Origin of the sequence: Paraburkholderia ribeironis, from assembly GCF_900019265.1 — a bacterium.
In the GTDB taxonomy this organism is placed as follows: Bacteria; Pseudomonadota; Gammaproteobacteria; order Burkholderiales; family Burkholderiaceae; genus Paraburkholderia; species Paraburkholderia ribeironis.
The window spans coordinates 16,516-28,604 of the sequence record NZ_CYGX02000073.1 but is presented as its reverse complement, the minus strand read 5'-3'; the positions used below and the strand labels follow the sequence as shown (position 1 = coordinate 28,604).

Annotated in this window: 8 protein-coding genes and 2 pseudogenes; 5 read left to right on the top strand and 5 right to left on the bottom strand. The window is 64.6% G+C overall.

Annotated features, from left to right (window positions below):
- Positions 1–299: 299 nt before the first annotated feature.
- Positions 300–1,622: an ABC transporter substrate-binding protein gene (locus BN2475_RS28340; RefSeq protein ID WP_094782756.1), complete on the bottom strand. Its 1,323-nt coding sequence runs from the start codon at positions 1,620–1,622 to the stop codon at positions 300–302.
- 100 nt (positions 1,623–1,722) lie between these two features.
- On the bottom strand, positions 1,723–2,505 hold the full coding sequence (locus tag BN2475_RS28335; protein WP_094782755.1) for an L-iditol 2-dehydrogenase: 783 nt from the start codon (positions 2,503–2,505) through the stop codon (positions 1,723–1,725).
- 343 nt (positions 2,506–2,848) lie between these two features.
- Between BN2475_RS28335 and BN2475_RS28330 the strand changes: the two genes are divergently transcribed.
- From BN2475_RS28330 to BN2475_RS28315, 4 genes are all read left to right on the top strand, one after another.
- Complete coding sequence (locus BN2475_RS28330) at positions 2,849–3,328, top strand: Fur family transcriptional regulator (RefSeq protein WP_094782754.1); 480 nt, start codon at positions 2,849–2,851, stop codon at positions 3,326–3,328.
- A gap of 184 nt (positions 3,329–3,512) precedes the next feature.
- Positions 3,513–4,502, top strand: a complete 990-nt coding sequence (locus BN2475_RS28325) for a metal ABC transporter solute-binding protein (protein WP_094782753.1) — start codon at positions 3,513–3,515, stop codon at positions 4,500–4,502.
- On the top strand, positions 4,499–5,458 hold the full coding sequence (locus tag BN2475_RS28320; RefSeq protein WP_094782752.1) for an ABC transporter ATP-binding protein: 960 nt from the start codon (positions 4,499–4,501) through the stop codon (positions 5,456–5,458). The genes BN2475_RS28325 and BN2475_RS28320 overlap by 4 nt, the downstream gene beginning before the upstream one ends.
- The gene (locus BN2475_RS28315; protein ID WP_094782760.1) at positions 5,451–6,233 is read left to right on the top strand and encodes a metal ABC transporter permease; all 783 of its coding nucleotides are present in this window, start codon (positions 5,451–5,453) and stop codon (positions 6,231–6,233) included. The genes BN2475_RS28320 and BN2475_RS28315 overlap by 8 nt, the downstream gene beginning before the upstream one ends.
- A 117-nt stretch (positions 6,234–6,350) precedes the next feature.
- On the opposite strand, the pseudogene fghA reads toward BN2475_RS28315, so the two are convergent.
- The 3 genes and pseudogenes from fghA to BN2475_RS28300 form a co-directional block, all read right to left on the bottom strand.
- Positions 6,351–7,202: pseudogene (gene fghA / locus BN2475_RS28310) on the bottom strand (S-formylglutathione hydrolase).
- Positions 7,203–7,260: 58 nt separating this feature from the next.
- Positions 7,261–8,367 carry an S-(hydroxymethyl)glutathione dehydrogenase/class III alcohol dehydrogenase gene (locus BN2475_RS28305; RefSeq protein ID WP_094782751.1) on the bottom strand — a complete coding sequence of 369 codons (1,107 nt, stop codon included), beginning with the start codon at positions 8,365–8,367 and terminating at the stop codon, positions 7,261–7,263.
- Between the two features lie 258 nt (positions 8,368–8,625).
- Positions 8,626–10,101: a xylulokinase gene (locus BN2475_RS28300; RefSeq protein WP_094782750.1), complete on the bottom strand. Its 1,476-nt coding sequence runs from the start codon at positions 10,099–10,101 to the stop codon at positions 8,626–8,628.
- A 400-nt stretch (positions 10,102–10,501) separates the two neighbouring features.
- Here BN2475_RS28300 and BN2475_RS28295 point away from each other — a divergent pair.
- Positions 10,502–11,924 (top strand): annotated as a pseudogene (locus BN2475_RS28295) (nucleobase:cation symporter-2 family protein).
- The last annotated feature ends 165 nt before the right edge of the window (positions 11,925–12,089 follow it).

The following is a 12,089-nucleotide window of genomic DNA, read 5'->3' as shown; positions in this document are numbered from 1 at the left end:
GGATCGCCATCCACAGCACCAGCACCGCAACCGACGGCGTGACCAGCCAGCGGGCGGAATTGGCTTTGCGGATTTCGCGTTCTTTTTCTGTCTGAGGATGGGCATGCATGAGAGGCAGGCGCAAAGGACGCATGATTGACCACCTGTTTGGTAATGCGCGGGCGCGTGTCCGCGTCAGCCGCATACATCTGCGCAACATCGGCCGATATCGCGGCGCGCGGCGGGCTCGGCCCGCTGTGCTGCGTGAGCCGGCCGACAGACGTCGGCCGGCGCGTGCCACGCCACTCGCGTGGCTGTCTTTACTTCTGGTAGCCGGCCTGCTTCACCGCGCGGTCCGCGGTCGCATTGCCGGCCGCCAGCGCCTGGTCGACCGTCATCTGACCGGCGACCGCGCCGGAGATGCTCTGACCGACCACCGTGCCGAACGACTGGAACTCAGGAATCCCAACGAACTGCACGCCGGTGTACGGCACCGGCTTGAGGGTCGGGTGATCGGGGTCCGCCGTCTGGATCGCCTTCAGCACGAAATCGCCAAAGGGTGCCGCCTGCTTGTACTCGGGGCGCGCGTATGTCGATTGGCGCGTGCCGGGCGGCACCGAGGCCCAGCCTTCATCCTTCGCAACCAGTTCGATGTACTGCTTCGAGGTCGCCCACTCAATGAACTTTTTCGCCGAGTCGGCCTGCTTCGACGATTTCGGAATCGCCAGCGCCCAGGCCCACAGCCAATGCGAACCCTTCGGCGTGACTGCGACCGGCGCCGCGGCGAAGCCGACCTTGTCGGCGATCTGCGATTGCTGCTTGTTGTAGAGCATGCCCGCCGCGACCGTCGCGTCGATCCACATGCCGCACTTGCCCGAGGACATCAGCGTGAGGTTTTCATTGAAGCCGTTCGAGCTCGCTCCCGGAGGGCCGTCTTTCTTCAGCAGATCGACGTAGAACGTCATCGCCTTTTTCCATTCCGGCGACGTCAGCTGCGCGTTCCACTTCTCGTCGAACCAGCGTGCGCCGAACGTGTTCGCGACCGTCGTCGCATACGCCATGTTCTCGCCCCAGCCCGCCTTGCCGCGCAGACAGATACCGTACTGGCCGTTGGCCTTGTTGGTGAGCTTGTCGGCGAATTGCGCGATCTGGTCGTAGGTCGGCTGATCTGGCATTTTCAGGCCCGCCTTGTCGAACAGATCCTTGCGGTAATAGGTCATCGAGCTTTCTACATAGAACGGCAGCGCGTACAGCTGGCCGTTGGCGGACAGGCCGTCGCGGGCCGTCTTCACGACGTCGTTCAGGTCGTAGTCGGCGGGCAGGTTGGTCAGCGGCAGGAGCCAGCCGCGCTTGCCCCATTGCGGCGTTTCATAGGCGCCGATCGTCATCACGTCGAACTGGCCGCTGCCGGTCGTGATATCGGTGGTGGCGCGCTGACGCAGCACGTTTTCTTCGAGAATCACCCAGTTCAGCTTGATGTCCGGATTCGCCTTTTCAAACGCGGGCGAGAGCTTCTTCAGCTCGATCATGTCCGGATTGTTCAATGTCGCGATCGTCACCGTCGCAGCCGACGCGCTCAACGCGAAGCATGCGGCAGCACCGGCACTGGCCGCCTTCAGAGCGCATTTGAAAACTGGTTTCATGTCTTGTCTCCTTTCTCATACGTTATGTGATGCTGCGTTTGTTCTACGAAACTGACGCTGGTTACGCGTGGGCGACGCGCCCTCAGTCAGTTCCTCCCAATCAGCTCATCCAGTTGCCGCCGTCGACGTTCAGGGTTTGCGCGGTGATGTAGTCGGCGTCCGCCGACGCGAGAAACAGCGCAGCACCGGTCAGATCGTCCGGCACACCCATGCGGCCGAGCGGCACCGCTGCGCCGACCAGACGCTTCTTCTCGCCGAGCGGACGGTTTTCGTAGCGGGCGAACAGCGCGTCGACTTCGTTCCACATCGGCGTATCGACCACGCCTGGCGCGATGCCGTTCACGTTGATCCGGTGTGGCGCGAGCGCCAGCGCGGCCGATTGCGTGTAGCTGAGCACGGCCGCCTTGGTCGCGCAGTAGTGCGACACCAGCGCCTCGCCGCGCCGTCCGGCCTGCGACGACATATTGATGATCTTGCCGCCGTGGCCCTGCTCGACCATCTTGCGCGCGACCGCTTGCATCAGGAAGAACATGCCCTTCACGTTGACCGCGAAGAGGCGGTCGAACACGTCCCAGGATTCGTCGAGGAGCGGGCGCATATCGAAGAGCGCCGCATTGTTGAACAGAATGTCGAGCTGGCCGAAGCGCGCGAGCGTGCTCGCCACGATGCGCTCGATATCGTCGCGGCGCGTGACGTCGGCACTGACGTTCAGCACGCGCTCGCCGTAGGCGGTGCGCAGCGCGTCGCCAAAACTGTCCGCCGGCTTGACGTCGACCAGCACGCAGCGCGCGCCCTCGTCCAGATAGCGCCGGGCCACGGCCTCGCCGATGCCGCTTGCCGCGCCCGTCAGAATGGCCACCTTGTCCTGCAATCGTGCCGCCACCGCATGTCTCCGGTTCGTTCTGTTTCTTGATGCGCAGTGAGCGAACGCTCATCGCGCGAACAATTGCTCGATTGGTGATCGAATGATCGGATACGGACCGGGTCATGTCAAGGCGCTCGACCAGATTTCGATGGTGCAGCGCGGTAGGACTTTCGCTGCGGCGTCCTCACCTAAGGAACACTAGTACGGGAAATCGAAGACGACCAATCCGCATTCTGAGAAGCCGCTGACAAATATTCGAGATACGTTATATCATTGCGACCTCGCTTCGCTTCGAAGCCCTTCGAAGCTTTTACCGCCGCTTGATTGTCACTTCGCCGCTTCCGCCCGGAGGTCCACACCGATGGCCATGTCGATTGCAGAAAACCGTGCCGTGCGACTCGCGCATGCCGAAGCCCACGCCGCGTTGCATGGACTCGCACTGACGCCGCTGCGCCGTCAGGTGTACGCGGCGATCGTCGCCAGCGAGCGGCCGATCGGCGCCTACGAGCTGCTCGAAGCGCTCGCGCCGCAGCGCGGACGGATGCCGCCTACGACTGTGTATCGCGCGCTCGACTTTCTGCTCGCGCATGGCTTCGTGCACAGGATCGAATCGAAGAACGCGTTCGTAGCCTGCTGCGAAATCGGCGTGCCGCATCGCAGCCAGTTTCTGATGTGCGATGGCTGCGGCGCGACCGTCGAAATCCCCGGCGACGACCTCGCCGATCAGCTATCGCATAGCGCGCCGGCACACGGCTTCGAAGTGCATCGCCAGGTGATCGAACTGAGCGGCCTGTGCGCGTTGTGCGCCCACGCGGCGCGCTCGGCCGGCGGCCCCGCATGAAGCCTTGCGCGAAGCGTCGCATGATGCCTCTCATGAAGCCGTACATCAGGCGCAGCGCCCGATGTCGCGCATGAAAGCGCTGATGACTGCGGCCTGAACGCCAGCCGCCAGCCGAAGCAGTCCGCCCTAACGTTTGTGGTTCATTCAACTCTCACGCAGAACTCTCACGCAGCAGGAAACAACGATGAAAATAATCGGCTCGATGTTGATCGGGGCGCACCGTATGCTGAGGCTGTCGAAGTACGTGGCCGCAGGCGCGGCGGCATTCGCGTGCGCCCACAGTGCATGCGCCGCCGACGCGAAAATCCCGGTGGTCGCGGCGGAGAATTTTTACGGCGACGTCGTGCAGCAGTTGGGTGGCGATCGCGTCGACGTAACCAGCATCCTCAGCAATCCGGACCAGGACCCGCATCTGTTCGAGGCCAGTCCGAAGACCGCACGCGCGTTGCAGCAGGCGAGCCTTGTGGTCTACAACGGCGCCGACTACGATCCGTGGATGGCAAAATTGCTGGCCGCATCGAAAGGGGCGAAGCGCACGACGATCGTCGCCGCGGAGCTTACAGGCAAGAAGAGCGGTGATAATCCGCACCTCTGGTATGACCCGACGACCATGCCCAAAGTCGCACGCGCGGTCAGCGAGGCGCTCGTCGCGGCAGACCCGGCGCACAAGTCGGCGTATGAAGCGAACCTCGCGAAGTTTCTCGACTCGCTCAAGCCGATCGACGCCAAGGTCGCCGAGTTGCGCGGCCGCTATGCGGGCGTGCCGGTCACGGCAACCGAGCCGGTGTTCGGCTATATGTCGGACGCGGTAGGCCTGACGATGCGCAATCAGCGTTTCCAGCTTGCCGCGATGAACGACACCGAAACCAGCGCAGCCGATATCGCCGCGTTCGAACGCGACCTGCGTGATAAGCGCGTGCGCGTTCTGATCTACAACAGCCAGGCAACTGAGGCCCTGACCCAACGCATGTTGAAGCTCGCGCAGCAATCGCAGGTGCCGACCTTGAACGTCACCGAAACCCAGCCGGCCGGCAAGACCTATCAGACGTGGATGCTCACGCAGCTCGACGCGCTGGGCGCAGCGCTGGCCTCGGGCGGCGCGAACGGTGCAAACAGTGCGAACGGTGCGAACGGTGCAAAGGCGGCAGCGAGCACCAAAGGAAAAACCCCATGACTTCGACTGGCCACAACGCGCCGGGCGGCGCGCCCACGGACGCATCCAGCCAGGCTGCGCACGCCGCGCCAGTGCTCGAACTCGAGCACGTGACGCTCGAACTCGGCGGACGCACGATTCTGCGCGACACCGGCTTCGCGGTGAACCAGGGCGAATTCATCGGCGTGCTCGGGCCGAACGGCGCGGGCAAGACCACGCTGATGCGCGCCGTGCTCGGCCTCGTGCCGGCCGCCCATGGCGCGATCCGCGTGCTGGGGCAGCCGGTCGAGCGCGGCAACGCGTCGATCGGCTATATGCCGCAGACGCGCAGCGCGCTCGCTGGCCGCCGCGTGCGCGGCCGCGACTTCGTCGCGATGGCCGCCGATGGCCATCGGTGGGGCCTGCCGCATGCGGATGCCAAAACGCGCGCCGACGTCGAACGCGTGCTCGATCTGGTCGGCGGCAGCAAGCTGGCCGCGCGGCCGCTGTCCGAACTGTCGGGCGGCGAGCGTCAGCGGCTGCTGCTCGCGCAATGCCTGCTCGGCAAGCCGAAACTGCTGTTGCTGGACGAACCGCTGATCAGCCTCGATCCGCATCATCAGAAGAACGTGGTCGAACTCGTGCGCCGCGTGCAGCAGGAACTCGGCATTGCCGTGCTGTTCTCAGCGCACGAACTGAATCCGCTCTTGAACTCGCTCGATCGCGTGCTGTATCTCGGCAGCGGCGTCGCGGCGCTCGGCACCGTCGACGAGGTGATCACGCGACCCGTGCTGTCGCGGCTCTACGGTTCGCCGATCGACGTGATGCGCGTGAACGGCCGCATCTTCGTGATGTCGGGCGGCGTCGAAGTCGAGAAGCACGATCACGAGCATGAACACGACGAGGACGGCGCTCATAGCCACTCGCATTCGCACGGCCATGCGCATGGCCGCTCACACCAGCACGACTCACGCGACGGACACACGCACGATGTTTGAATACGATTTCATGGTGAACGCATTCGCGGCGTCGGGGATCGTCGCGGTGCTGGCCGGCGTGGTGGGCTATTTTCTGGTGATGCGCGGACAGACCTTCGCCGGCCACGCGCTCTCGCACGTCGGTTTCACCGGCGCGACCGGCGCGGTGCTGATCGGCATCTCGCCGATCTGGGGGATGATCGGCTTCACGCTCGCGGCGGGTGTCGGCATGGGCGCGCTCGGTGAGCGGCTGGCCGGACGCGATGTGGCGATCGGCGTGATCCTGTCGCTCTCGCTCGGCTTCGGCCTGCTGTTTCTACACTTCTTCACCGCGTATGCGACGCAGGTCACGGCGCTGCTGTTCGGCAACGTGCTCGGCGTGAATGCCGCGACGCTCGGCGTGCTCGCGGCATTGGGCGTCGTCAGTTTGGGCGCGCTCGCGGCGATCATGCGGCCGTTGCTGTTCGCTTCGTTGCAGCCGGAATTGGCCGAAGCCAAGGGCGTGTCGCTGCGTCTGGTGTCGGTGCTGTTTCTCGCGATCGCCGCGCTGGCCGTGGCCGCGTGCACGCAGATCGTCGGCGTGCTGCTGGTGTTCACGCTGATGGTCGGCCCGGCCGCCGCGGCGCAGAACCTGACCACGCGGCTGTCGAGCGGTGTCGTGCTCGCCGCCGCCTGCGCGCTCGTGCAGGCGTGGCTGGGTCTGACGCTGGCGTTCTATACCGATTGGCCGACGAGCTTCTGGATCACCGTGTTGTCGGCGGTGGTGTATGGCGGGAGTTTGTTGAGGGGGCGTTGAGCCATGTTGCGGTGACGCCCCAGTGACATCGCACTGGCAATGCGCCGCAGGCGGATGATTCGATGGCGGCAGCCCAGCCGCGTGCCGCCGCCATCGTCCCGTCGAACTGCGCAGGCATCACCCGAGCAGCACCTTCGCGTGATGCGCGATGTGATCCTCGATGAACGTGGAGATGAAGTAATAGCCATGGTCATACCCGGCATGACGGCGCAACGTCAGCGGCTGCCCGGCGGCCTGGCAGGCCGCTTCGAAAACATCCGGATACAGTTGCTCCGCAAGGAACTGGTCCGCGAGTCCCTGATCGACCAGAATCCCTGCCGCGAATTTGTGCGATGCCTGCGCCACCAGTTCGCTCGCGTCGTACTGCTACCACGTTTCGCGGTTCTCGCCCAGATAGCCGCTGAATGCTTTCTTGCCCCACGGGCAGCGCATCGGCGCGGCAATCGGCGCGAACGCCGACACCGACCGATAGATCTGCGGATTGCGCAGCGCCAGCATCAACGCGCCGTGACCGCCCATCGAATGGCCGAAGATGCCAAGGCGCGCGCCGTCGATCGGCAGACCGGCCAGCACCGTTTCGCGCAGCTCGTCACGCACGTACGAGTACATCCGATAGTGCTGCGCCCACGGCTCACGCGTCGCGTCGACGTAAAAGCCTGCGCCTACGCCGAAGTCCCACGCCGCGCTTTCGCCCGGCACACCTGCGCCGCGCGGGCTGGTATCCGGCGCGATCAGCGCGATGCCGTGCTGCGCCGCGAAGCGCTGCGCGCCGGCCTTCATCGGAAAGGTTTCTTCCGTGCACGTGAGACCCGCGAGATAGAACAGCGCGGGCACCTTCGCGTTGGCTTGCAACGCCTGCGGCGGCAGATACACCGCGAAGCGCATCGGCAGGCCGATGGTGCTCGAGTCGTGCCGGTAGAAACGCTGCTCGCCGCCGTGGCAGGCGTGCGACGACAAAAGTTCAGGCATCGTTAAGCTCTCCTTATGTGCCGTGTCAGTGCGGGATGAATGCCGGGTCAGTGCTGCATCAGTAGAGAACGACCGAGCGGATCGACTCGCCCCTCTTCATCAGGTCGAAGCCTTCGTTGATGCGTTCGAGCGGCAGACGGTGCGTGATCAGATCGTCGATATTGATCTTGCCTTCCATGTACCAGTCGACGATCTTCGGCACGTCGGTGCGGCCGCGCGCACCGCCGAACGCCGAGCCCTTCCACTCGCGGCCCGTCACCAGCTGGAACGGACGCGTGCTGATCTCCTCGCCCGCCGCCGCCACGCCGATGATGAACGACTGGCCCCAGCCCTTGTGCGTGCATTCGAGCGCCTGGCGCATCACCTTGGTATTGCCGATGCATTCGAACGAATAGTCCGCGCCGCCATCGGTGAGTTGCACGATGTGATCGACCACGTTCTCCACTTCATTCGGGTTGATGAAGTGCGTCATGCCGAACTTCTTCGCCAGCTCGACACGGCCTGGGTTGAGATCGACGCCGATAATCTTGTCCGCGCCCACCATCTTCGCGCCTTGAATCACATTGAGGCCGATGCCGCCCAGACCGAACACCACCACGTTCGCACCCGCCTCGACCTTCGCCGAGTACACCACGGCGCCCACGCCGGTCGTCACGCCACAGCCGATGTAGCAGATCTTGTCGAACGGCGCGTCTTCACGCACCTTCGCCACCGCGATCTCCGGCACGACGATGTAGTTCGAGAACGTCGAGGTGCCCATGTAGTGAAACAGCGGCTTGCCATCCAGCGAGAAACGCGAGGTCGCGTCCGGCATCAGCCCCTTGCCCTGCGTCGCACGGATCGCCTGACAGAGATTGGTCTTGCGCGACAGGCAGAACTTGCACTGGCGGCATTCCGGCGTGTACAGCGGAATCACGTGATCGCCCTTCTTCAGCGTGCCGACGCCCGGTCCCGTATCGACGATCACGCCTGCGCCCTCGTGGCCGAGAATCGCCGGGAAGATGCCTTCGGGGTCCGCACCGGACAGCGTGTAATAGTCGGTGTGACAGATACCCGTCGCCTTCACTTCGATCAGGACCTCACCGGCGCGCGGCCCTTCCAGATCGACCTCTTCGATCGTCAACGGGGCGCCGGCTTTCCATGCGATTGCTGCTTTGGTTTTCATCGTCAATGCTCCTGTGAGTCTGTGAATGCAACGCGCGTCGCGCTTCGATACGTCGCGGCGAACGGGTGTGGCGTTTGGCACGCTGGGCCTGATACGTATGACGCCTGTGAGATATCTGTGCGATGTCTGTGCAACGCCTGCCGTCACGCCTGTCACGCGCCGACCGGCAACGCGGGCCGGGCTCCAGCATAACGTGCGAAAAGCGTAATGGTATTGCAAAGCGCGTCACGGCATTGTCCGCAACTGACATGACGTGGGCTAACGCGGCGTCGTAGCGCCGAACCAGCTTTCAACCCGGCCGTACAGATCGACAAAGCGCCCATAGCGTTCGGCAAGCGCCACATCGCCTTGCGGACTCGCGACGCGGGTCGCGCCCGGCGCGAGCGCGGCGAGATCTCCCGCGTGCCAATGGCCGCTCGCGAGGCCACCGAGAATGGCGGCGCCACGCGGCGCGGCGTTTGGACAATCAACCGCATACAGGTCGGCGTTCAGCGCATCGGCAAGCAGTTGACGCCAACGCGCATCGACGGAACCACCGCCAGCGAGCTTCAACGTGGTCACCGGCGCGCCGCTCGCGCGAATTGCATCGAGCCCGGCGCGCAGCGAGAACGCGACCCCTTCGAACGCGGCGCGCATCATCGTGCCGCGCGTGTGATCGAGCGCGAGGCCGAGCCAGCCGCCGCGCGCCAGCGGGTTGAGCCACGGCGTGCGCTCGCCTGTGAGGTATGGAAGGAAGGTCAGGCCGGCTGCGGTGTTGGCGGTGTTGGCGGTGTTGCTGTCAGCGCTTGCGCTCGAGCCCATCGTTTCGCCGAACGCATCACGATAAGCATCGGCCCATTCATACCCGAGCCATCCACGAACCCGCTCCAACGCGATGCCAACGTTCTGCATCGCTGCCATCCGATACCAGTGATCGCTCGCCGCCCGATAGCGATGCAAGCCCTTGACGGCGGCGGGCGCCTGCGCAGCGAGCACGACGATCTGTCCGCCGGTGCCGGTGGTAAGCAACGCGTCGCCATCGTGCACCAGTCCGCTGCCGAGCGCCGCGCACGGCGTATCCGCAGCGCCGGTCGCGAGCACGATGCCGGCGCGCAGACCAAGCGCCTGCGCCGCCTGCGGCGACAACACGCCCCCCGCCGCATACGACGGCGCCAATGGCGCGAACCATTCACGCGGAATCTCGAGGCGCTCGAGCAGCGCCGCATCCCACACGCCGGCGGGATCGGCGAGCGCGGTCGCGCATGCGTCGGATGGATCGGTCGCCACCGCACCGCCGAGCGCGACGCGCAACCAGTCCTTCGGTTGCAGCGCCCAACGCGTGCGGCGCGCGACCTGCGGTTCATGCAACACGATCCAGCGCAGCAACGGGCCGGCCATGCCTGGCGCGACCGGATTCGGCTGCGGCGCTGGCCACGCCTCGAGCAGGTCCAACGCTCGCGTGTCGGGCCACAGCATCGCGGGCCGCACGGCTTCGCCGGCAGCGTCGATCAGCACGACACCGTGCATCTGCCCGGAAAAGCCGATCGCCTGGACGTCGTGGCGCAAGCCGTCGGGCAAGCGCGCGGTCGCTTCACATAGCGCGCGCCACCACGTCTGCACGGAAATCTCGGCCCAACCCGCATGCGGCGTGTCGAGCGCATAGGCGACGCTCGCCACCGCCTGCTCGCGGCCGTGTTGGTCGACGATTGCCACTTTGAGGGAGCCGGTGCCGAGATCGATGCCGAGAAAACTCATGGGCGATTGGAGACCGATTGGAGGTGGATTGAAGTTCAAATGCGGTGCAGACCGGCGTGCCCGAACGCACGCTGAACATCCAGAATCGCGGGTTAACCCCGTCGCATCGCAAGCCGCATGAAAACACAACTATGCGGCAAGCGCGATACACCTCATCGATTCTCACATATATCCCGACGCGCCGGGCACGCGCGGCAAGCAGTCCACAAGCAGTCCCGCCTCGCCGCTGCAAAGCCGCTCACCGCCGATCGGCGCGGCACGCGCCTTTATTTCGCCCTTCAAACGACGCCCCCGCATATCGTTACCGGGAATGCCGGAATAGGCCCCAGTGGTCTTGTTGCACCTTTTCGTCGCCGATACCTTGGACCCATCCCAAAACCGGATGGTGGAGACAGACGATATGCAAACGAACACGGTACACCCATGCGACGAGCGACTGCCCGCGGGCCAGTTGCTCACCCTCGGCATCCAGCACGTTCTCGTGATGTACGCCGGCGCAGTCGCGGTACCGCTGATCATCGGCGCGGCGCTCAGGTTGCCGAAGGACCAGATTGCCTTTCTGATCAGCGCCGATCTGTTTTCCTGCGGCATCGCCACGCTGATCCAGACGCTCGGTCTGTGGGTCTTCGGCATCCGTCTGCCCGTCATCATGGGCTGCACGTTCGCGGCCGTCGGTCCGATGGTTGCAATCGGCACCAATCCATCGCTCGGCATTCTCGACATCTTCGGCTCGACGATCGCCGCCGGCGTGATCGGCATCGTGCTCGCGCCCACCGTCGGCAAGCTGTTGCGTTTCTTCCCGCCGGTCGTGATCGGCGTGGTGATCTCGGTGATCGGCTTGTCGCTGATGGGCGTCGGCATCGACTGGGCGGCCGGCGGCGTGGGCAATCCCGACTACGGCGACCCGGTCTATCTGGGTCTGTCGCTGGTCGTGCTGATGCTGATCCTGTTGATCAACAAGTTCGCCCGCGGTTTCCTCGCCAACATCTCGGTGCTGCTCGGCATCGTCGCCGGCTTCGTGATCGCGCTGGCGCTCGGGCGCGTCAACATGGACGGCGTCACGCACGCGCCGTGGGTCGGCTTCGTGATGCCGTTCCACTTCGGCCTGCCGCACTTCGATCCGCTGTCGATCGCGACGATGGTCACGGTGATGTTCGTCACTTTCATCGAATCGACCGGCATGTTTCTCGCGGTCGGCGACATGGTCGATCGTCCGGTCGATCAGAAGACACTGGTGCGCGGCCTCCGCGTCGATGGCCTAGGCACGCTGATCGGCGGCATCTTCAACTCGTTTCCGCACACTTCGTTTTCGCAGAACGTCGGCCTGATCGGCGTGACCGGCGTGAAGAGCCGCTTCGTCTGCGCGACGGGCGGCGTGATCCTGGTGCTGCTGGGCCTGTTTCCGAAGATGGCGCAAGTGGTCGCGTCGGTGCCGGCCTTCGTGCTCGGCGGCGCGGGCATCGTGATGTTCGGCATGGTGGCGGCGAATGGCATCAAGGTGCTGTCGAAGGTCGACTTCGTGAAGACCCATCACAACCTGTTCATCGTCGCGGTGAGTATCGGTCTGGGTCTGGTGCCGGTGGTGTCGCCGCACTTCTTCTCGAAGCTGCCGCCGGTGCTGTCGCCGCTGTTGCATAGCGGGATTCTGCTGGCATCGGTGTCGGCGGTGGGGCTGAATCTGATCTTCAACGGCGTTAGGAGCGAGAAGAACGGCGAGAAGAACGCACAAGGCGAGATTCGCCGCGCCGGGCACGAGTTCGACGGACGCGCCCGCAACGAGCCGCAAATGCGATGAGATGCTGCGCGCGGCGGATCTGCAGTGAGCGTCATCGCAGCAGACCGGCGCCGCGTGATTGGCGCGGTCATGAAAAAAGCCACGGCATGCCCAAGCCTATCGCTTGATCCGTTGACAAGCTGAGCGTTGGCTTTGTCGATAGAACGCTTTCTTTGAAGCAGAACGACGCCACGTACTTCTGAAGCCCCGGTCA

Bases quoted from the DNA above. Each gene is read 5' to 3' on its own strand.
- BN2475_RS28330 (WP_094782754.1), top strand. From the start codon at position 2,849: ATGGCCATGTCGATTGCAGAAAACCGTGCCGTGCGACTCGCGCATGCC.
- BN2475_RS28305 (WP_094782751.1), bottom strand. From the start codon at position 8,367: ATGAAAACCAAAGCAGCAATCGCATGGAAAGCCGGCGCCCCGTTGACG.
- BN2475_RS28325 (WP_094782753.1), top strand. From the start codon at position 3,513: ATGAAAATAATCGGCTCGATGTTGATCGGGGCGCACCGTATGCTGAGG.
- BN2475_RS28315 (WP_094782760.1), top strand. From the start codon at position 5,451: ATGTTTGAATACGATTTCATGGTGAACGCATTCGCGGCGTCGGGGATC.
- BN2475_RS28340 (WP_094782756.1), bottom strand. From the start codon at position 1,622: ATGAAACCAGTTTTCAAATGCGCTCTGAAGGCGGCCAGTGCCGGTGCT.
- BN2475_RS28320 (WP_094782752.1), top strand. From the start codon at position 4,499: ATGACTTCGACTGGCCACAACGCGCCGGGCGGCGCGCCCACGGACGCA.
- BN2475_RS28300 (WP_094782750.1), bottom strand. From the start codon at position 10,101: ATGAGTTTTCTCGGCATCGATCTCGGCACCGGCTCCCTCAAAGTGGCA.